General features: G+C 46.9%; 23 protein-coding genes and 1 riboswitch. Of the genes, 6 read left to right on the forward strand and 17 right to left on the reverse strand.

Features of this window, described 5'->3' with window-relative positions:
* Window positions 1-155 precede the first annotated feature (155 nt).
* Entirely contained in the window at window positions 156-524 is a 369-nt protein-coding gene (locus tag HQN88_RS32900; protein WP_173120269.1) for a hypothetical protein, read from the forward strand.
* 51 nt (window positions 525-575) lie between these two features.
* On the opposite strand, the gene HQN88_RS32905 is transcribed toward HQN88_RS32900, so the two are convergent.
* Entirely contained in the window at window positions 576-1,022 is a 447-nt protein-coding gene (locus HQN88_RS32905; protein ID WP_173120271.1) for a GNAT family N-acetyltransferase, read from the reverse strand.
* 130 nt (window positions 1,023-1,152) lie between these two features.
* On the opposite strand from HQN88_RS32905, the gene HQN88_RS32910 reads away from it, so the two are divergent.
* Window positions 1,153-1,848, forward strand: a complete 696-nt coding sequence (locus HQN88_RS32910; RefSeq protein WP_173120273.1) for a hypothetical protein — start codon at window positions 1,153-1,155, stop codon at window positions 1,846-1,848.
* A 459-nt stretch (window positions 1,849-2,307) separates the two neighbouring features.
* Here the strand turns inward: HQN88_RS32910 and lepB are convergent, their stop codons facing one another.
* The 5 genes from lepB to HQN88_RS32935 all read right to left on the reverse strand — a co-directional run bounded on the left by lepB (window position 2,308) and on the right by HQN88_RS32935 (window position 6,184).
* Complete coding sequence (gene lepB, locus HQN88_RS32915; RefSeq protein ID WP_171629274.1) at window positions 2,308-2,856, reverse strand: signal peptidase I; 549 nt, start codon at window positions 2,854-2,856, stop codon at window positions 2,308-2,310.
* Window positions 2,857-2,874: 18 nt separating this feature from the next.
* The gene (locus HQN88_RS32920) at window positions 2,875-3,522 is read right to left on the reverse strand and encodes a response regulator transcription factor (protein ID WP_068668351.1); all 648 of its coding nucleotides are present in this window, start codon (window positions 3,520-3,522) and stop codon (window positions 2,875-2,877) included.
* A 26-nt stretch (window positions 3,523-3,548) separates the two neighbouring features.
* Complete coding sequence (locus tag HQN88_RS32925) at window positions 3,549-4,616, reverse strand: sensor histidine kinase (RefSeq protein WP_173120275.1); 1,068 nt, start codon at window positions 4,614-4,616, stop codon at window positions 3,549-3,551.
* Between the two features lie 114 nt (window positions 4,617-4,730).
* Entirely contained in the window at window positions 4,731-5,393 is a 663-nt protein-coding gene (liaF, locus tag HQN88_RS32930; RefSeq protein WP_173120277.1) for a cell wall-active antibiotics response protein LiaF, read from the reverse strand.
* A 131-nt stretch (window positions 5,394-5,524) separates the two neighbouring features.
* On the reverse strand, window positions 5,525-6,184 hold the full coding sequence (locus HQN88_RS32935; protein ID WP_173120279.1) for a PspA/IM30 family protein: 660 nt from the start codon (window positions 6,182-6,184) through the stop codon (window positions 5,525-5,527).
* Between the two features lie 155 nt (window positions 6,185-6,339).
* Window positions 6,340-6,491: riboswitch (cyclic di-AMP (ydaO/yuaA leader) on the forward strand.
* 4 nt (window positions 6,492-6,495) lie between these two features.
* On the opposite strand from HQN88_RS32935, the gene HQN88_RS38240 reads away from it, so the two are divergent.
* Together HQN88_RS38240 and HQN88_RS32945 are read left to right on the forward strand one after the other, a co-directional pair.
* On the forward strand, window positions 6,496-7,287 hold the full coding sequence (locus HQN88_RS38240) for a stalk domain-containing protein (RefSeq protein ID WP_173120281.1): 792 nt from the start codon (window positions 6,496-6,498) through the stop codon (window positions 7,285-7,287).
* A 154-nt stretch (window positions 7,288-7,441) separates the two neighbouring features.
* Complete coding sequence (locus HQN88_RS32945) at window positions 7,442-7,543, forward strand: YjcZ family sporulation protein (protein WP_173120283.1); 102 nt, start codon at window positions 7,442-7,444, stop codon at window positions 7,541-7,543.
* Between the two features lie 74 nt (window positions 7,544-7,617).
* Here the strand turns inward: HQN88_RS32945 and eutC are convergent, their stop codons facing one another.
* The 9 genes from eutC to HQN88_RS32990 all read right to left on the reverse strand — a co-directional run bounded on the left by eutC (window position 7,618) and on the right by HQN88_RS32990 (window position 17,657).
* Entirely contained in the window at window positions 7,618-8,310 is a 693-nt protein-coding gene (gene eutC / locus HQN88_RS32950) for an ethanolamine ammonia-lyase subunit EutC (RefSeq protein ID WP_274318814.1), read from the reverse strand.
* Window positions 8,303-9,685, reverse strand: a complete 1,383-nt coding sequence (locus tag HQN88_RS32955) for an ethanolamine ammonia-lyase subunit EutB (RefSeq protein WP_173120285.1) — start codon at window positions 9,683-9,685, stop codon at window positions 8,303-8,305. The genes eutC and HQN88_RS32955 overlap by 8 nt, the downstream gene beginning before the upstream one ends.
* Entirely contained in the window at window positions 9,682-11,148 is a 1,467-nt protein-coding gene (locus tag HQN88_RS32960; RefSeq protein WP_173120287.1) for an ethanolamine ammonia-lyase reactivating factor EutA, read from the reverse strand. The genes HQN88_RS32955 and HQN88_RS32960 overlap by 4 nt, the downstream gene beginning before the upstream one ends.
* A 498-nt stretch (window positions 11,149-11,646) precedes the next feature.
* The gene (locus HQN88_RS32965) at window positions 11,647-12,915 is read right to left on the reverse strand and encodes a molybdopterin molybdotransferase MoeA (protein ID WP_274318813.1); all 1,269 of its coding nucleotides are present in this window, start codon (window positions 12,913-12,915) and stop codon (window positions 11,647-11,649) included.
* Window positions 12,916-12,945: 30 nt separating this feature from the next.
* Window positions 12,946-13,950: a GTP 3',8-cyclase MoaA gene (moaA, locus tag HQN88_RS32970; RefSeq protein ID WP_173120289.1), complete on the reverse strand. Its 1,005-nt coding sequence runs from the start codon at window positions 13,948-13,950 to the stop codon at window positions 12,946-12,948.
* Between the two features lie 85 nt (window positions 13,951-14,035).
* Complete coding sequence (gene mobA, locus HQN88_RS32975) at window positions 14,036-14,650, reverse strand: molybdenum cofactor guanylyltransferase (RefSeq protein WP_173120291.1); 615 nt, start codon at window positions 14,648-14,650, stop codon at window positions 14,036-14,038.
* The gene (locus tag HQN88_RS32980; protein WP_173120293.1) at window positions 14,647-15,291 is read right to left on the reverse strand and encodes an MOSC domain-containing protein; all 645 of its coding nucleotides are present in this window, start codon (window positions 15,289-15,291) and stop codon (window positions 14,647-14,649) included. Before HQN88_RS32980 ends, mobA begins: the two co-directional genes overlap by 4 nt.
* 95 nt (window positions 15,292-15,386) lie before the next feature.
* The gene (locus HQN88_RS38525; RefSeq protein ID WP_337995171.1) at window positions 15,387-16,181 is read right to left on the reverse strand and encodes a molybdopterin-dependent oxidoreductase; all 795 of its coding nucleotides are present in this window, start codon (window positions 16,179-16,181) and stop codon (window positions 15,387-15,389) included.
* A gap of 1,092 nt (window positions 16,182-17,273) precedes the next feature.
* Window positions 17,274-17,657 carry a hypothetical protein gene (locus tag HQN88_RS32990; protein WP_171629288.1) on the reverse strand — a complete coding sequence of 128 codons (384 nt, stop codon included), beginning with the start codon at window positions 17,655-17,657 and terminating at the stop codon, window positions 17,274-17,276.
* A gap of 183 nt (window positions 17,658-17,840) precedes the next feature.
* On the opposite strand from HQN88_RS32990, the gene HQN88_RS32995 reads away from it, so the two are divergent.
* Entirely contained in the window at window positions 17,841-18,662 is an 822-nt protein-coding gene (locus tag HQN88_RS32995; protein WP_173120297.1) for an alpha/beta fold hydrolase, read from the forward strand.
* A 6-nt stretch (window positions 18,663-18,668) separates the two neighbouring features.
* On the opposite strand, the gene HQN88_RS33000 is transcribed toward HQN88_RS32995, so the two are convergent.
* Together HQN88_RS33000 and HQN88_RS33005 are read right to left on the reverse strand one after the other, a co-directional pair.
* Entirely contained in the window at window positions 18,669-19,883 is a 1,215-nt protein-coding gene (locus HQN88_RS33000; protein WP_246320595.1) for an ROK family protein, read from the reverse strand.
* Between the two features lie 77 nt (window positions 19,884-19,960).
* Window positions 19,961-20,671 carry a class I SAM-dependent methyltransferase gene (locus HQN88_RS33005; protein ID WP_246320601.1) on the reverse strand — a complete coding sequence of 237 codons (711 nt, stop codon included), beginning with the start codon at window positions 20,669-20,671 and terminating at the stop codon, window positions 19,961-19,963.
* Window positions 20,672-20,921: 250 nt separating this feature from the next.
* Between HQN88_RS33005 and HQN88_RS37415 the strand changes: the two genes are divergently transcribed.
* Window positions 20,922-21,032 (forward strand): YjcZ family sporulation protein, encoded by a 111-nt coding sequence (locus tag HQN88_RS37415; RefSeq protein WP_216855909.1) that lies wholly within the window; start codon window positions 20,922-20,924, stop codon window positions 21,030-21,032.
* Window positions 21,033-21,060 lie beyond the last annotated feature (28 nt).

Below are 21,060 nucleotides of genomic sequence, written 5' to 3' on the forward strand. Positions count from 1 at the left end.
TATGCTTAGCATACCTAAAATTGTCAAGCTATTCAACTTATATACACATTTTAACTCATAACATTTTCTTATGAGAAACTAGACATTCGTCTATACCGTTACTTTCAGTACGGCATAGGCTAACAGTACATACGAATACGGAGGTGCCCTCAGTCATGCAACCCTTTCATCCCATCACCGAAAAAAGCTGCAAAAACCTTGTAGGAAAGCCCGTTCTTGTCTACTTAACGAATGGGTCAGAGATATATGGAATCGTCAGTCGCGTGGAGAAAAACAAACTCATCCTCAATGACAATCAAAAACCAAGCATCAAGTCCTCTTCCAAAAGCACCAAACCAACACCTGCGAAGAAGGGAAAAAAGAAGCAAGCTCAACCAGATGCGCCTGCTCAAACAGCTCCAGAAGATGGGTTGTCTTCCTTCGGTCTCATCCGTTTTGGAGGGCCATTACAAGCCTCACCAGATAGACCAACGGGTCCAGTAGATATTCAAATTGACTATATTGCCGCCATGTTTAGTGAATAACGCATATCAAGGCTGTGGATGCTTTGCTCATCCTCATCTACAGCCCCGTTCTCAACGTTTCAATTTTTTATTCATCCGATAGCAGCTTAGCTCAGGTACATAAGAATCAATTTCATACCCTCTTTTACTATAAAATCGTATCGCCTTCGGGTTGCTGTCATCAACAAATAGCTCCACCGTTTGGCAACGTTCACTAAGCCCGTAGTCTTCTGCAGCCTTCATAAGTGTATGTCCAATGCCTTTACCCTGCTCACGCGGATCAACAGCCAGCATATCTATGAAGAGCTTACTCGATTTGCGAATGACCGAGATAAAGCCATAAGGCCGTTTGTACCCTTTGGCGATGACGAACGTTTTATTCGCATTCAGTCGCTTTCGTATCTCCGAGTAAGTAACAGAATTACCTGAATCATACATTCTAGAAAAAGGAACTAATTGTTCAACAACTAATCGATATATAGCAGGGTCATCAATGGTAGCCAACCGTTTGCGTATCACATGGCACCGCCTCCACAAGAAGCAATAATGCTATCTTATGTAGGTAATCCCGTAATTGACCCCACTACTACCAATTTACCCCAGTCTACTGGAGTGATATACTTAACGTATATGAAATGAGGTGATCGTAATGATCAATGCTTACCCATCCGTCATGGCGGTGAACAGGTATCAAACTCATAAAGACTATTACCGTGTTAGCGCTGTAAGTGCGGTCAGCGGAGGCAAAACGAATACCATACGGCGAATGTTGGATTTACCCTATGAGCAACTCGCCTACAAGCAGTTTGCACAGACCGCGGCCAAAGACGTAGCTGGCTTAGTTCAATCTACGAACAACGTCAAACAATCCGCTCAGACACTCGTTAACACGACTGCGTTCACCCTGACTAAAGAGTCCCAAACCGACATCACCCAGAACCTTCAATCGTTTATTCATACATACAATGAGTTGCAAGATCAGCTAGGGGATTCACCTGACTACGTGAGTCACAGACTCCTTCAAGGTCTCGAAGGGGCAGCAAAGCCCAGCACACTGCATGATCTTGGCATCACCAAAAGCGATAACGGCAAATTAACCTTGCAACCTGAAGTCCTAGAGAAGCAACTTAATCAACCTAATGGCATTAATCGCAAAAACTTGCTAGATCTCACCAACTTCGCAAGCTCGTTAGTCCATAATATTGATCATCTACAGCAACTGCCTTCCGTCTCGTTGTTTCAACTCTCTACATCACCGCTTAAGCCATATGGCCAATATCAATCGCGGCTTGAGGCGTATTTGCCCGTTCCGATGAGAGGGATATTGCTGGATGCGAAGATATGAGCGGGGGAGTACTCCGAGGCATGGTAGCAGCCCTGCTGCGATAGGATCAGCTACGCTGAATCCAACAAACAGCTCTCCACCCTAGAGGAGCAGCGCCACACACAAACGGCCCTCCCCTCGGGGAGCTGCTCTGCCACCTACACAAACATCACTACCACCTCTGAGAGCTGCTCCATTCAACATTAACTGGAAAACATGTAGCTATTTTCACAGTTTTGATCCCTTATTCGCATTTAACTGGAAAAACTCCAGCTATTGCTCCCATTTCCACCCCATTGAGCTCAAAAGCGAATAATTAGCTGTACATTTTCCATTTATTTACCGATTCAAGCTACTTCCAGCAAATTTAACTGTATATTTTACATCTAAAGGGACCAATCAAGCCGATTCTGGCAAACTACAACACAAAAGGCTATATCCCCAAGTAGAATCCTCTACGGGTGATACAGCCTTTTCCATTTAAAATAGCTTTTTACCTAGCACATGGTCAATAGGAATATAGCCAATAACACGACTATCCATGCTGTTGTTCCGGTTATCCCCCATCACGAAGATATGATCAGCTGGGACGGTCCACTTTTTGTTCCCGTTCGCTCTCATTTCCTCATTGATGTAAGACTCATTCAGCAGCTCACCATTGCGGTACATCTGATTATCCTTAAGCTCAAGCTGATCCCCTGGCTTACCAATCACACGCTTGATCCATACATGCTTATCATCGCCTCGAACAAATAAGCTGAGCAATGGGCTGTCCAACAAATCATTTTTAAAAGTGCGCTTCATCTCAACCCTAGAGTCGATAATGACGATGTCTTCATAATTAGGCTCGTAGTGAAAGGTATGCGACAACTTCGAAACATACACGCGCTGACTATCATGTAATGTCGGATCCATTGAATGGCCGCTAACTCTGGTAGATTGAAATACAAAAACACCTAGAAAAACGACTAAAACAAAGGATATCGCAATGGAACCAAACCAGCTCCAAATCTGTTTGACTACATTCAAATTTATCGCTCCCTTGCCTTATTCCGCCAGTCCGTGCTTAAAAGCATAAATCGCCGCTTGCGTGCGATCTTCTACGCCAAGCTTGGATAGAACGTTGGTGACGTGGAATTTCACCGTCTTCACGCCGATGAATAAATCATCAGCTAACTCTTGATTCGATTTGCCCTTCGCAATCAAGCGAAGTACTTCCATCTCGCGGTCCGTTAGATCTTCATGTGGCTCAGCAACCGGCTTCGGTTGACGGAAGCGATTCATGATTTTCGAAGCCACCTGCGACTCCAGAATGGATTGACCTTTGGCCGCGGCTCTAATCGCTTGCGCGATTTCGGAGGCACGGGAGGTTTTCAACAAATAGCTGAAAGCACCAGCTTCAATAACTGGATACATTTTCTCATCATCTAAGAAGCTAGTCAATACAATGACCTTACAATCAGGGTATAACTGCAATAATTTCCTTGTCGTTTCAATGCCGTCCATACCTTCCATAACAAGATCCATCAGCACCACATCAGGACGATATTCCTGGGCTAAACGAATGCCATCGTGCCCATTGCTCGCTTCGCCAACGACTTCAATTCCATCTTCGGTCCCTAGAACAGCAGCAAGTCCAATTCTAACCATTTCATGATCATCGACTAGTAGTACTTTAATTAACGTGTCGTCCATTCGTTTCTTCCTCTCTATGTACGATGCTAATTCTCGATCAATTGAGGATCGGTTGCTAAAATTGGCACTCGAATCTCGATACGCGTTCCTCGATCTGGCGCTGTAATAATGTCCACTGAACCGCCGATTTCGTTCACGCGTTCCTTCATGGACACGATGCCGTAAGAAGTCAGCTTCTTCGCATCCAGCTCAAAACCAACACCGTCATCGCGGATCACCAAGCGGATGCCGTCTGAACGATGCAGCAACTTCACTTCCAATTTATTCGCCTTAGAGTGACGCAGGGCATTCGAAAGCGCCTCTTGCACGATTCGGAATAAATGATCTTCGATCCCTTTATTCAAACGGATTTCCTCATCCATATCCCAACTGATCGCCATAGGAACCTTGGCCGCTAGCTCCTTCAAGAGCTCCACGAGTCCCTCCGACAGTCGTTTCCCCTCAAGATGAATCGGCCTCAGATGCAGCAACAATGCTCTCATTTCCGATTGAGCGACGGAAGCCATCTCTTCAATCAGATGAATCTGCCGCTTCGCTTTCTCAAAATCTTTATCCAGCGTCCTTCCAACAGCCGTAGCTGTCATGGAAATAGCAAACAATTGTTGACTTACCGCATCATGCAGTTCGCGCGCCAAGCGTTGACGCTCTTCAATAACCGCCGAAAGCTTGGCTTTCTCGGTAAGCTCAGCATTACTATTCGACAGTCGTTGAAGGGAGGTCACTTGCTCTTCCCATCGCTTCATAATACGGGTGAGTTGTTCGCCTAAGCGTCCAATCTCATCGTCATCCCCGTTTTGAAAGCCTTCTCGGGCAAATGTCCCTTTTTCTAATAAAATCATCGTCTCCATCATGGGCTCAAGTCTACGTGTCACCTTAGAACTGTTCCAGTAACCGAATACTGCCCCAATTACACCCAGAATCAACAAAGCCATGAACGAGAACTTGACTCCCTGCTGCCAACTGGTAAAGGGCTCAATCAAATGACTTGAATTCAGAAAATACAGCATAGCTCCGAAAACGGCGAAGCTAAAAAGGATGGCTTCTCCCATGCTGCGCCAGATCATGTTTGTTAATCGTCGTTTGTAGCCGTCCACTTGGTGAAGAACCCCCTTGAAATAAACGGCTACACTGTCCTCTAAAGACGGTCTCGTTTATCCAAAAATATAGCCATGTATATGTGAAACAAAACGCTCTACTATTTATGAAAGTTACAATACTTTGACCTTGATATCTCCTACGATAAAAGAGAGTACGAGTTTCACCCGATGGTCGCAATGCCCATAATTCTGCGATTGCCAAACTACCTTATTCATCACACCTGCCTCTTTTTCTTCTGCGATTTGAAGCTGGCCTAGCATGACGGAAGCCGTTACGGAAACGCCGATATCATCAGGCACCTTTATATCAATATCTCCTACAACACCCTGTAGGATAACTGTCGTTTCTTTTTGTTCTAGAATCGCCATGGAAAGATCCATGTACGTTTCTCCCACCAAGTACCAAGTCGAGGTATTCCGTTGAATCCATGGCTCACGGCCTAGGCGAACGCTATCGACAATCTTTTGCTTTTGGGTATAGGTATCATCTTTATGAACTTGCTTGGATCGAATGAAAAACAAACCTAATGAAATCAACACTACCGAAATGACAATGGTGAGATGATCACCGAATAAAATGACGGCACCAATCCCCATCAGCACATAACCCTTGTTCTCTTTGCGTGAACGAACGCGATGAATGCCCAGCAAAATAAGGATTACGGCGATAACGGGAAAAAAGCCTATGGTACGTTCCAGAAGCAAAAAAACACCGGCTCCAATCAGCAAAAGCGCTGTATTCCGGCTGCGGTTATTTTTCGTTTCCTCTCCCATCGATGCACCTCCTCTGGCTGCCATTTCTCTTTCGTTCATACGACTCCTAGCATACCATAAGAATGGACGACCTCCAAGATGCAAATCCTTATAGCGCAAGGGTTTGCTTTCGTGGAGGCCAACGTCCAAGACTATTTGCTATCGCGCGGATCCCGCTCACCGCGAGAGCGCTGCTCCTGCTGCCACTCGTGCTGCAGCTTGCTGCGCAGCACGCGCAGTTCATGCTGAAGGTTGCCACCGGCTTCCTTCAGCGTCTCCTTCGACAGGCGGCCCGCCACGCGGAGCCCCTGCAACGCCTCCCGGCCGAGCTCGCGGCCGGTGACCTCCAGCTCGCGCCACGTGTCGCGAGCCTCTTTGCTGTGCAGCCCGCCGCGCGGCTGCACATCCTCGGCTGCGTGCCCAGCACGCAGCACGCGCAGTTCCTCTGCGAGTGCCAGACACAAGTCCTGGCTGCTCGCGTACTGCGCGCGGTAATGCTCGCTCGCGGCTTCCTCGCGCAGCTTCTCTTGCAGGGCAAGCCGCGCGAGATCTTCTTCGCCAGCGCGCATCGCAAGCTCGGCCTGCTCGCCGCGCAGCTTCGCCATCTCTTCCGCTCGCTCGATGTGACTGCGCAGCGCAATCGTTGCCTGCAGCGCATCCTCATAGCGCTCCTCAAGCTGAGCTATCTGGCCGTGATCAGAAGTGCCAGGATTTGTTTTGCCGATCGTCTCGTGCCAAACGGTTTCAGCCATTTTACCAATACGATCAATTATATTAGTAGGATCAATTTCTCGATTCTTATTATTATTCATGTTCAATCGCCCCTCATCCATCATCATACTCTTATGGTAGCTTAATTTCTGAGAGTCTAAAACCGACTATCGACTGTTTTTGAACCTAGACCTAAGTCTAGTATGAACGGTCACAACCATATTTTGGTCGTTGTCCTGGCATGCCGGTGATGCTAAAATATTTGAAGCCGAGTCTAGTGCATAAATTAGGTACTAGTACGGGGGACGAAATACTTGGGGTGAATATTTGCTTCAGCTTGGAGCAGACTAGGGAGAACCTTCTTCCCGAACCCGTCAACTAACCTCGAAGGCTCAAGAAGGAGGATTACCAATTGAATAAGCTTACCAAAGGGTTAACTAGCCTAGCTGTCTCACTAGCAGTATTGGCTGGAGGCTTTCTTTCCCCATTTACAGCTCAAGCAGCTGCAATGGCAGTGAAAGTGCAAGTCAATGATGACCTGATCCATTTTCCTGATGCACAGCCATTTCTAGATGGCAACCACACGACCCAAGTCCCGCTTCGATTTGTTACGGAGAAGCTAGGATATACGGTGAATTGGCAGAAAGATGGCAATCAGATTAAGGTCACACTCAATAACGACAATCATACGATTACCTTGGTTTCAGGGCAAAAAGAAGCTAGCATTGATGATACAACGGTCATCTTGGACGGAGCTTCTCAGTATCAAAATGGACGTGTATATGTGCCTCTTCGCTTCCTTTCCACGGCTGCAGGCGTACCTGTTCAGTGGGATGCAAGTAGTAATCTAGCTATCTTAAGTAAAGATGGCGAGAAACATGCACCTGATTATCAAGTATTTGAATCTACAGCTTATTCAGCAGATCCTTCTGAAAATGGCGGGTATGGTGCCATTGATTACATGGGCAACCCACTAGCGATCGGCACTGTAGCTGTTGATCCTTCCGTCATTCCACTTGGTACAAAGCTTTACATTGAAGGCTATTCGTTTAATGGGCTTCCTACAGGCGGTATGTACGTCTACGCAACAGATACGGGTGGTTCCATTAAAGGAAATCGAATGGACATCTTCATTCCAGGCTCAAGGAAATCATTACAGAGCTTTGGCTTCCAGAAGATTAAAGTGTATCAAATTCCTAATTAAATCAAGAAAGCTGCCATGAGGAAATACTCATGCGCAGCTTTTTTTGTAGGTGAATGTTCTACCCAATAAGGGCATATGTCCAATCAACAGGGTTTCCACCTACATATGCTGTATAGTGTTTAACCCATATGATTTTATAACCGGAGGGGATACGATGTCAGCTGTAGTTGGTGGAACGCCAGGATACGGAAATTCCGTAGGTTTAATTCTTGTTCTTTATGTACTGTTAGTTATCATTCTTGCTACATTCTACTAGGACTATCTCCTACCTGAGAAAATAGCCCCGCCTGCGGAAGCTTCTTATCATGAAGCTTTCGCTGGCGGGCTTTTTCATTTAAAATCGATACCACTCGTTTGTTGCTTCAGGATTTGTTCCAGCATTCCTCCAATATACGCACCCGCTTCCATGGCTGGCGTTCCACCACGATGAATGTTCGAAATAACCATCCGATCCGAATCCGTTCTCCCCGTTCTTGGCTTGTAACACATGTAAGCACTTAACGACTCCGCCGTCACAAGACCAGGTCGCTCACCAATAAGCAGCACAAGGCATTCTGGATTTAGCAAGTCACCAATAGCATCCATACAGCCTACCCGTCCGCGATTTACATAGATGGTCGTTCCCGCTGCCAAGCCTCGCAATCGCAAGGAATCCAGCAAGGCAGGATACAGGTCACGTATATTCGCTTCGATACTACTTGCGCTTAAGCCATCAGATACTACGATTTGCACCTGTGGCCTAAGCTGACATTTCGCTAATAGCTCCTGTTTGCTTTCGGCCTTCAATATTCTCCCGAGCTGGGGACGCTTCAAATACACATCCTTGGTTTCTGCACAAGAATCAGCGATGAGCCACCCCATTTCGGCTAAAAGAGCAGAACTCACTTCACTTTGCACGGCATCTACGCTGCTTGCATGATCCCATCGAAAAGCAAGCAACTCGCTCGTTAAGGGACGTGTACCAGATCTAGAAACGCCTATGCGTGCCGGAGTTAGTGCTTGCATCCGAGCTAATTCATCCACGCTTCCCACCTCCTTGCCAGAATAACCTAGGATCACCAGCAAGCGGACTTAGTGTACCGTTCGACCAAAGGCCCATGTCTTGCAGCCAATCTTGAAATGCAGGTGCTGGCGTACGCCCAAACAACTCGCGCAAAGTCGCAATATCGTGGTAGCTGAGCGATTGATAATTGAGCATGCAATCATCCGCCATAGGTACTCCTATCAGGAAATTCACATGAGCAGAAGCCAGCATAACGGCTAAGGAATCCATATCATTTTGATCGGCATTCATATGATTGGTATAGCACACATCCACCCCCATCGGGAGACCATGCATTTTGCCCATAAAATGATCCTCAATGCCTGCACGTATAACTTGCTTGCTATTATTCAAGTACTCTGGACCGATAAAGCCTACCACCGTGTTAACCAAAAAAGGCTTGTAGATTCTAGCTAAACCATAGCATCTCGCTTCCAACGTCACTTGGTCAATGCCATGGTGCGCTTCTGAAGATAGCTCCGAACCCTGACCTGTTTCAAAATACCACCGATTCGGCCCCGTCGCACTGCCCTGGCTATGAATCAAAGCATCCGCTTCATCGAGAAGCGCCTTGTGAATGCCAAAAGCACGATTGCCTTTCTCCGTACCAGCCAAGCTCTGGAAAATAAGATCAGCCCTTGCTCCCTGCTTGATTGCTTCCATCTGCGTCGTCACATGGGCCAACACACAGTTTTGCGTTGGGATACGCCACATCTCCATGACTTCCTTCGTTGCTTCTAGCAGTGCTTTGGTCGTCTGTGGATGGTCCGTTACGGGATTAATCCCAATAACCGCATCGCCAATCCCATAGCTCAGTGCCTCATATAGCGAAGCTTTCATGCCTTCCAAGGAATCTGTGGGATGATTGGGCTGCGCTCGACTGTTCAATGTACCTCTATGTCCGATCTCGGTATTACACGTAGTTCGTACTTCAATACGTGATGCTGCTTGAATAAGATCCAGATTCGTCATGATTTTGGCAACAGCAGCAATCATCTCGCTCGTAAGTCCCTTCGATATTCGAAGCAGCTCCTCTCCCGTCGTTTCCGTTCGCAGGATATATTCGCGCAGCTCCGCAACTGACCATTGACTAATAGATGCATAGAGCGTTTCATCAATACTTTCTTCCATCATCCGCGATACCTCATCTTCTTCAGCAGGCAATAAAGGGTGATTTCGAATCTCTGTGAGGAGGAGCTCGGCAAGTACAGCCTTTGCTGCAATCCTTTCCTTGAGATGAGAGGCACTGACACCTGCCAAGTCATCACCAGAGCGCTCCTCATTTGCCTTACCGAACACTTCTTTCAAGCCCCCGAATTCGTAGACATGGCCTTTCATCGACGTTTTCAATTTCATAGACGCACCTCAGAAGTCTCATTTGGAAAAATCAGTGTTTTGACGATTACTGGAATCGTTCGATTTCCGATCAGTTCGCCAAGATCGATATAATCACCGAAATCCAAAGAAATGCCATCGATGCAAACAATACGAGGGCTCCCTTGGCAACCCAGTGAGAGTAATTGGCCTAGTGCTTTGGCCATATCTTGATCGCAAAGCATGACTATCGTGTGATGATGTGTAAAATGGAAAGTCAACTGAGGGATCAATTGGCCCGCAAGTACTTGCAGTTGTTTATAGGTAAAGGATTGCTCCTGTTCTGTAGTAAGTGCAATCCCAAATGGCGCCTGATTCGATGTTCCGTAGAGTTGACTTGCTTGTTGAAACAGATCCTTTAATGCGGTAGCTAGTCTAACTGGTTCCTGTTGTAAATGGAGCTTCATAATCGGTACATTACGCATGGGCAGCGTACCTGCATCTGCATGAACGGTCGATCCACTGAGCTCCACGCTCTGCAAGCCCGCTCCAATAACCGTAGCCCGTTGCATGTGACCTGCTTTTACCAGAGGAAAACCAAGCTCTGTCCAGGTCTCCAGAATAGCTTGTGCGAGTAAGGGACCGATATCGTTATAGGCTGTGACCTCCGCTAGCTCCATAATTGCTGGACGTGTAAGCAGTTCTGCAATACCGCCAGACAGCATCCATTCATCTGCATACGGAATCTGAGGGGGACGCTGACCTAGAAGCAGAAGCTCAGCACCCGCCTTTTCTTGACGATCTGCTACAAATTGCCCTACAACCCGAGCCATGCAACGTGCCAGCACTCGAAGCTCGTGGATGTCGACGCTTTGACCTGGCACAATTAAAATGCCATGCTCAGTAAGCCAACGCTGAATGGCAGAGGACACATAAGTCACTTTTCCATCAGCTTGCAATCGAACAACGCTTCCTCCCATATGAAAGGTTACCGTCGCAATCGGTATGCCATTCTGAAACCAGACCACATTCGCTGTGCCGCCCCCGATATCCATATTGGCGACCGTATTATGGAGCGTATGCGAACGGCCAGCAGCTCCCGATCCTTTACCGGCCATGATGGCTTCCAAATCACTCCCCGCCGTTGCCACAACGAAAGCGCCTGCTTGTTCCGCAAGACCATGTAATAGCGCTTCCGCGTTCGTTTTCGTCGCAGTTTCCCCCGTCATGATAACCGCTCCGCTGCCAATCTCAGCAAGTGTTACACCTGCATTTGCGAGCTCCCTTTCGAGAAATTCCGTCAGCTGAGCGGCATCTATCGTGATCGAATCAAGCAGCGGCGTGCGATAAATCGGACTCGCGTACAAGAGCTTTCTTTCGGTGATTTCATCATGTGAAATGGTAAGCGATGAACCGCGTTCCGTCAGCGTTAGCCGACTTACAACGAGCTTCGTAGTACAAGTTCCGATGTCGAGTCCTATGCTCATGAGATGTGTTTCCTTCATGCAGACTCCCCCTTAAAAGTTCATGTCTTATTCTGACTGGGCTTTTTGATCCCTTTCGGCCCCTCTCTCTCTATTGTTGTGGTCCGAGAATTAGAATAACTGGAAAAACTCCAGCTATTTTAGGACATATTCCCTCCACATTCAGTTTAACTGGAGAACCTACATCTAATTTCCATTATTCTGACTAATCAGCCCCTATCGATGAAAAATAACTGTAGAAAATACATCAATTCCTCTTATTTCCACTAGATACATAGAATTAACTACATAAAATACATCTATTACTAGGTGGAAGGTGTTAATAGAGCCTTGGCTTGGTGCGTGGGATTGGAGTGACACTTGTTCACCATACAAAAAAAAGACGCCACAGCTTCCCCTCATGATAGACGGTTACTTGTTAGCGCCAAACTTGCGATGATATAGGTTGTTGATGTTCTTTGTTCTTCCTCACATTTTGCATCCAATATTTCAGATATATAAGAGATAAGTTCATTTCCATTATCGCGTTGTATACACCCTCACGCCATCACCACGTTGATAGCCCTGCCCTCCGGCTGGCAGCCAAATCAAGCAATCCGCATCTTTGATCGATACCATGATACTCGATTTATCAATGCCAGCGGGTCTTACCCATAAGCATCCTGCTTCCACTCGTGTTGTCCCTCGGATATAACGCGGATAAGCGGAAGGTTTATCGTAGGGAACATCCAAGAAGGCTGTTAACTCTTCCGCCTCGGGACGATCGCTCCCTAACATTGCTTTAATTATGGGTTTAGCGAATAACTCGAAGCCCACGAACGAAGCCCCAGGATTACCTGACAGCGCCATAAGCAGCTTGCCTTTCCATAACGCAGCACTCGTTGGTGTGCCTGGACGCATCGCTACTTTATTAAACAATAGCTTCCCATCGAATCGACCGAATACATCAACGAGCACATCGTAATCACCAACCGAGACACCGCCAGAAGTCAGAATAAGATCGACATCAGGCAGTACAGCTTCAAGTGCGGCTTCCACCTGCCCAGGATCATCTGAGAGTGCTGGCATGATGAGGGCTGCTCCCCCATTTGCTTCCACTTGAGCCGCTAACATATAACTGTTACTGTTACGTATTTTCCCTGGTTGCAGCTCCTGTTCGACTTGTAAGAGCTCTGAGCCTGTTGAGAAAATGGCCACTCTTGGCCTTCGGTACACCTCAACCCTAGAGAAACCGAACGTTGCTAGTATCGCGGCTTCACCTGGACCAATTCGAGTGCCCTGCGGGATTACTAATTCCCCATGGGGAACTTCACCAGCGATGGGTGTAATATTACTTGCCGCTTGCACATTTTTCTTAATCTTCACCTTGGCATTCAATGACGACAGTGACTCATCTTGCAAGGAATCCGTCATCTCCAGCATCACTACCGTATCCGCACCCTCTGGAACAGGAGCACCGGTCATGATACGAGCAGCCATCCCTGCTTGAACCGTATACATAGGTACAGTACCGCTTGGAATTCGCTCAATCACATCTAATACAATCGGACTGTCCGGAGTCGCCGCAGCGATATCCTGGGAACGCACAGCATACCCATCTACACCTGATCTGCGAAAATGTGGCACCGCATGATCCGCATAAATATCCCTTGCTAGCATTCTGCCGAAAGACGTAGGAAGCGAAACAGTCTCCGTCTCTGTGGGTTTAACGTATTCGTAAAGTGTGGCTCGTGCCTCATCGACCGAGATCACTTTACGGCCAAACCTAAGCTTCATTTCGCTGCTCACTTGCCTCCCATGCCTCCCTGTGTCCGCTAGCTAACCGCCGATTTGTGACATGCGACGATTAGTTGGTGTATGCGACTGTTCTTCATTCATCAAAGCCTGAGCCATCTCGTGATTTTGTGGTTTAATGTCTAGTGCTCGGAAGAACAAGTCTTCCACGGCAGCATCATCCCCGATATATTTTCGCACATTAAATTCGTCCGACCAGTATAAGCATGGCTTGATATTGCCATCTGCCGTCAGCCGCAGCCTGTTGCAGGTTTCACAGAAGTGATCACTAATCGGATGAATGAGGCCGAATGAGCCTAACGCACCTTCTATGCGATAATTCTGTGCTGGACCATTTCCATAAACCGCGTTCGAAGCTGTTGCTTCCCAACCCATTTCCTTACAGCGATCGAGAACCGTTGTAAGAGATAAATAGCGCTTTTTCCATTCCTCATCTTGATGACCGATAGGCATATATTCAATAAACCGAACTTGAATCGGTCGATTAATCGTCATTTGTAAGAAATCAGCAATCTCATCATCATTGATACCTTTCATCAATACCACATTCAGTTTAATCGGCGTAATCCCTACACGATAGGCTTCTTCAATGGAAGCAAGCACGCGACGAATATCACCACCACGAGTGATTAATGAGAACCGATCTGCCCTCAAGGAATCCAAACTAATATTTACACGAGTTAGCCCTGCTGCCCGAAGCTTCTCAGCCCGTGACGCAAAGTAAATCCCATTCGTAGTCAATGCTATATCTTCAATACCTGGAATCTGTGATAATCTGCCGATTAACTGCTCCAAGTTTTTACGAACCAGCGGCTCTCCCCCGGTTAATCGTAGTTTGCGAACGCCAAGTCCAGCTAATATTCGAACAATTTCGGTTATTTCATCAAAAGTTAACAGCTTCTCGTCCGGTTCAAATTCCATTCCATCTTCCGGCATACAATATACACAACGCAAATTACAACGATCTGTCACTGAGATGCGCAGGTAATCATGCATCCGTCCAAAACGATCCAATAACAGCTTTGGCATCGGAGTTCACCTTCTCTCTCTGTCCATTATGGCATATTTCCTGACAAAATCCTAGATTATTAAGCATTTTCTCTAGAAAAATGAATTACAATGGTAGATTTTCTAACATATACTCATATTCTTCTGGGGTATTAATATTGGTAACGAAATTCGTTCGCAGACCGCGTTGAAGCAAATAATCCCCATCCACAGACTGCCAATCCAAATGCTCTAGCAGCCCCATCAATCGGTAGTTGTGTTGCTGAAGCAAGAGCTCGGCCTCAGGCCCGACCTCTCTTGCATAAATCCCATGCAGGGGATGCAGGCGGCCCTCAATCTCAGGTATAACTGCATCTTTATTAGAATTGCGGCACATTTCAGCCATCACCTTAGCAGCCTCTACAGATATAAAAGGCATGTCACACCCAACAACCCATGCATGAGACCCGATTGCGACTTTCATGGCAGCGTGAATGCCGCTTAACGGACCCTTTTGGATATAATGGTCACTCACACACTGCACGTCAATATCTTTTACTCCCATTAGCAACGGCTGAAGGGTTTCCATGTCATTGGTCACTACAATAATTTGCTCACATCCATGCGACATTTCTTTCAGTTGTCTTAGGAGAATAGCCTCGCCCTGCACAGGTAGAAGTGCCTTGTGTTTTCCACCCATGCGGCGATTCAAGCCTCCAGCAAGTATAACACCCGTTATCATGCCTCGAGCTCCGCCAATCGTTTCCTAAACGATTGCTTCCAGCTATCCGAAAGGCTATCTACAGACAGCACTCTTTTGATTCCATCGATATTATACTTATCGTGATACTTGATCTGATTGGCGAACGCAACCGTCACACCCGCTTCATCCCTAGCAATTAGTTTCATCTTGGAATTCGGTGCAATGTAGCCCTCTTTCAGTACACGAAAATAATAGCCTGTATATCCCGTTTGCTGAACGTGCAGCGTTGCTTCTGGCCATTCCATGCGTTTGGCTAGCTTATGACAAGGCTGCCTAGGCTGTGAAACCTGCACGATAACCTCATCAATGGCAAATTGATCACCAATACAAACCTCATGCTCCTGCAAACCGCGAATCGTCAAGTTTTCACCGAAGGTGGCAGCGTCCAATGAATGACCCCTCACATTTTCCCAGTAAGCATAATGCTCTTCTGGATACACGCAGATGGCTTTATGAACACCGCCATGAACCGTTAGATCGGCCTGCCCATCCCCGTCTATTTGTTCCTTCGATACAAACAAAGAGGAGCTGACCGGTGTCTTATAAATCCCCGTGGTCAGCTCTTTACCTTGATAAGTTATAATCTGGGGTAACCCCACATTGATAGATGTAATTTGCATGGCAAATGCTCCTTATTCCGAACCGGATTCTTTGCCCTTACTATACCAAAATTTTTGCGAAAAGTCAGTGCCCCTTCAACTACACTGATGCTATGTTAGGCGTTTGATTTACCGACCCATGCATCATTATCGTACCCCCGCACTTCCCAATACCCCATGTGCTCTTTCTCGATTAACTCAATGCCTTGGAGCCATTTCACTGATTTATAAGCGTACATCTGAGGTACAATTAGTCGCACCGGTCCACCTAGTTGCTGAAGAATCGGCTTCCCATCCATCAAGACGGCGACCAAGATATCATCTCCGTTGGCCTGGCTCAACGACAGTGCATCCGTATATACTTTATCGCCTGAGTAAAATTTCACATATTTAGCCGATGCTTGAACACCCGCCGCCGCTAATAGCTGTTTCAATGGAATGCCTTCCCATGTACATTGGTATACCGACCATCCCGTCACACAGTGAAAGTCACTCACTTGTACCGTTCGTTTCATCTGCAAGAACTGTTCCCAGTTCCATGCATTAGGTTTATCCACGAGACCTGAAATCGCAAATTTCCAGGTGTCTGAAGAGAACGTCGGAATTTCCGTCACCGTATAGATGCGGAAATTCCCTTTGGCCCCTCCGCCTACAACAGCGGCGGAGTCGGGCAATGGCTCTGGCGGCGGCAACATCCGGTTGCCGTCGTTCGCCACATACTCGGCGGTCGACGACCCGCCGGTATCGAATGCGCCTTTTATCCAGCGATAAAAGGCGGGACCGACCGCGATCACGAGCAGCACCCCTGCGACGAGTCGCAGGAAGGAGGCGCGTGTGATCGGCGATTCCTTCAGCGCGGCGATAACCGCCTGCGCTGCTGTGCGCCCTGCAGTGGCGTCCTCGGTCGCCACTGGGGCTACGTCTGCCGCTGCGACGCTCGCGGCGGCAGGCGGCCTGCTGGCAGCGGCTTGCTCAAGCCGCTGCTGGCGTTTGAGCCATCGGCTGCGCGAGATGGCGTGGTACACGGCATACGGCACTCCGACCCAGGTAAGCAGGTCATGCACGAAGAGTGCCGCGTTGTTCAAACCTGGTGGCATGTGCCGGAACTGCCACAGGATCACGCCTGATGCGGCCCAGCCGATCAGGAGCGCGAGCACAAACACCAAATTCGCGCGTTGGTTGCGGCGCGCGCGAATTTGGTGCCAATGTTTGCGGATCATCGGTGCATACAGAATCATGAGAATCACAGAAGCGACACCCAAATAAATGTGGAGCTGCTTCAGCGTCACCCGAAATGCACCAAGATCCCCCCGGATCGCACCAATACTGAGCACGATCCCTGTCACCGTCAGAAGCACCACAATCCAAGCATTCCAGCTATGTAGCGCATTTAAACGCTTTCCAAACGATTGCTTCAGCCAGCCTCTTTTTGACTCCACCTTCGGCCACATCCTTCACGAAATACGTACACGATTGTTTTACATCTATCATAACGTATTAACCTTAAAATTAGATTACAAATGGATAAATTTATCTGTTCATCGTTCATCTTTGGTCTTGCATCTTTCATCATTCCGCATTCATCTTTCATCTTTCATCTTTCATCATTCATTATTCCGCATTCATCTTTCATCATTCATCATTCATCATTCATCATTCATCATTCATCATTCATCTTTCATCTTTCATCTTGCATCTTTCATCCCACTCTAACGGACATCACAGACGCTATCCTTACCCAAACGACTCCTTCTAGAATCTAACGGACAAGAGCGTCGTTATACGATCATTTTAATCTGCATTATTACCGATTTTTGCCGGATAGCGACTCCTGTGTCCGTTAGGCAAGCATACACCTTCATTTTGCCCAAATAGCGTCTCCTGCGTCCGTTATCCACAAATTCACCAATATTCCCCCCTGCAACCACCTATCATCACCAAAAAAGAAAAAGGTCAAATCGCGTCGCAACGGATTTCACCTTCAGAAGTTTATATAGTTGAATTTAGCCGCCAATACGAATCTTGCGGTATGTATCGATAAACGAAAGGACATCGACTCGTTTCCCCCTCTTTTTAGCTACACGAGCCATTTTCACAAGGGTTGTCCAGAACTCATCTAGTACAGGTGATTCAAATCCTTCTTCATTTGATTCTTGCGTTAACTTATGTTTGTTTTTGTATGAAGTGCCTTCATCCGAAATGAGGTACTGAATTTGACTTTTTTTCCATTGCTCACCCGATACATAGCTGACACCCATTTCACGCATTTTTTTGCGAACGGATGTAACAGGACGTGATAGTTCTCTAGCAATGACAACTGGTGGACACTCCGAGGAAAGGCGAATTAGTTTGTCCAGTTCTTGAGTAGACCATGGTTTTTTAGTCATATAATAAACCCCATTTCTTATATGTAAATGTTTCATTTTGCCTGTTCTTGGTGAAGTACTAAAGGTATAATCAGAGAATAGCAATGAAATGTTAAGTAAGTATGAGTTAACCATAATGAAAGTATGAAGACATAACTTTTTCGCTATTTTTTTTAAAAACAGGTCCTTGGAGGGTGAAAAACAATGAAAAAACACGTAAATAGTACCGAATTGTTCGTTCAAGATCAAGGTCAAGGAGCTCCTGTTATCCTCCTTCACGGCTTTCCTTTGGATCATCGGATGTGGCAATCACAATTGGAGACTTTGTCTGCACACTTCCGCGTAATTACACCTGATTTCCGTGGCATGGGTCAATCCGATGTGCCAGTTACACCGATGTCTATCACACAATATGCGCAAGATATTCTTGCTCTTATGGATGAATTACGCATAGAAAAAGCCACCATAGGAGGCTTCTCCATGGGTGGCTATGTCGCTTTTGCTTTACTTCGTCTAGCGCCTGAACGCTTCTCAGCGTTGATTCTAGCCAATACACGCCCCGAGCCAGATGGACAAGAAGGACGGAAAAATCGTATGAACATGGCTGTCTCTCTGTATGATAAGGGAGCCGCGGCAGCTCGAGATGCCATGTTGCCTAAACTTGTGACAGCAGCCACACTTCAAGAGCAACCGCAGCTGATTGATTCCCTCAAAGTGATTATGGACAGGATGCCAGCCGAAGGACTTGTCCACGCCAGCATCGCGATGGCCTTTCGCGCAGACTCGGTAGACCTCCTGCCTACGATCTCTGTTCCAACCCTCGTCATCGCTGGCGAACAGGATGCAATCGCGCCGCCGGATGTTATGAAGTCTATGGCTGATCAAATTCCAGGCGCTAAATTTCACGTCATTCCGTCTGCTTCCCATTTAACACCAATGGAGAAACCAGAAGCCTTCAATGAACTAGTTCTTGCCTTTCTGAAGGAAGCTTCGCTTAAATCAATGGACTACCGTTCGCCTTCCTAATAGAAACTAAGCTTTAACCAGCTGATTCATAACCATCACGGCAGCTCCAATAGCTAATGCTTCATCACCAAGCTGTCCTTTGCTAAAAATAACCTGATAGGCGGGGTAATAATAAGTCTTGCGAATCGCAACCTGCGTTGCGGTCTGGAAGAACAATTCCCCGCCTGTTATCAATGGCCCCCCGATGATCACTTTCTCCGGGTGCAAAATATTTAATAAATTCGCCAGGCCGATCCCGAAATAGGTCGCAGCCTCCGTCACGATCTCCACGGCCAGGGGATCATTTTTTTTGAGAGCCTCCATAATATGCTGGTAAGTAACCTGCTCTGGATCTTCGACCATATGTACTAACTCGGTAGCTTTCCCTTGCTTCAAGGCAGATTTCGCAGCCTTCTCTATCGCATACAGTGAAGCGTAGGATTCCAAAGCGCCATAATTGCCAGTTTGGTTACGATGGGCAACACCATCGGTTTGAATGATCATTTGCCCCACAGAACCTTCCATATCGACCGCTCCATAGATGACCTTGCCTTCTGACACCATCGAGGAACGTAAGCCTACCCCTGCATGAATATAAAGAAGATGCTTATAACTCTCCGTCCGTTGCTGCCAGGATTCCGCAAGAATCGCAGTATTCGCTCCGTTGTCCAGCAGCGCAGGAATTTGCAGTTCTTCACTCAGCCATCTGCAAATGTCCACATGTCTCCAGCCGCTCGCTGGGAAATAAGATGGCTCCAGAATAACCCCGGATAATCGGTCTAAAGGACCCACCGCTCCAATCCCAATACCCAACACCTGCGAAGTTTCGATGCCATGGTGAGCTAACATACGCTGTGCTTCCTTGGTAATGAGGGGAAGTAATACTTCCGGAGTCATAACTTCTGTCATCGCCCAACTCTTCGTATCCAGCTTGTTCATCCCTAAATCTACAAATACTAACTTGGACAATGTTCGCGAGATCTCCACACCAAATATATAAGCATAGGCCGGATTCTTCTCATATAAAATCGGCCTACGCCCGCCCGTAGATGCACCAAAGCCGGACTCCAATATGAGTCCCTGACTCGTCAACTCCTCTAGAAGTCGTGTTAACGTCGAGACCGTCATACCGCTTTGGTCTAATAAATCTATTTTCGATACCGTCGTGTGACGTGTAATCAGCTCATAAACTTCCTTAGCTTTACGGTTCGAAATTCGTTCTGTAATAACGTCTACATTCAAAAGAAGCAGCCTCCAATGAAAATCTTTCTCATATGCTTCGCCATGAAGGAATCATTATCCTGCTTCTTATTGTGTCCTTAGTCCTTGGAGCCAATCATAAGGGTGTAACCCATATAAGGATGATACTTGCCGACAAGCTCATCATATCGAGCTGTGATCTGCCATACACGGGGATCCATGAAGGATTGTCGATCAGATAAATGAACAGGATCTGGATGCTGAACCTGATCTTCGAACATCGTTAATGGGAAGGGATGGATTCCTGTCGAAGTGACGCTGCTAAATTTATTGCTCTCCAGTAACTCTTGCCACTCTTCCAGCTTATAGATCTTACTGACCCCATAGAAGCTGCAAAGCGCCCTATGAATACCTGGCGTCATATCTTTTACTTTAATCACTTCTCGGTCATATAACTTTCCTTCTGGTTTTAGTACCCGATAGTACTCCGATACAGCTTTCTGAGCATCTGCAAAGTTCGTAACAGATTCCACCATCACGACATCGAAAGAATTAGCCTCGAACGGCAGCTGACAAACATCCCCTATTAAGAAATTCACTTGGACCCCTTGCTTCTCAGCTCGAATTTTGGATTTGTTGATCATTTCCGGACGTATATCAATGGCAGTGACATCACAGCCTTGCTCTGCCAAATAACAGGCCGTTCTACCTGTTCCGCAGCCAACTTCCAACACCTTTTTCCCTTTGTCGATCGGATATTTCTTCAGTTGCTCAATGGTTTCTCCAAATCCCCCGGGATGTGCGTTTCCTATCCCGAGCTTCGCTAACATATCCAAGTAATCGATAGCCCTTACACCTCCGCAATGGCATTACGTTCTTTTTCTACCATATGGAAGGCTACTGTCACTTGTTCAACTTCACGCCCTCTTTTTCCAAAAATAGGCTCTAGCCCAAAAGTCGTGAATATCTCAATAGATTTAGGCGAAACACCCAAGCAAATCGTGACATCTCTCCATAGGATAGTATTGTCTCTCATTCGCTTCTGCGGAAGAGCATTCCTGAAGATGGGGGGTGACATAAATGGGTGTTGCTGTAGGTGCTGGTGCAGGTTATGGTGGTACGTCGTCCGCTGCAGTTGTTCTTGTTCTGTTCGTTCTGCTTGTTATCGTAACAATGACTTTTGTTTGGTAATTAGTCATAGATGTCTGCAAACAAAAGG

The sequence above is a fragment of the Paenibacillus qinlingensis genome, from assembly GCF_013204845.1.
In the GTDB taxonomy this organism is placed as follows: domain Bacteria; phylum Bacillota; class Bacilli; order Paenibacillales; family NBRC-103111; genus Paenibacillus_E; species Paenibacillus_E qinlingensis.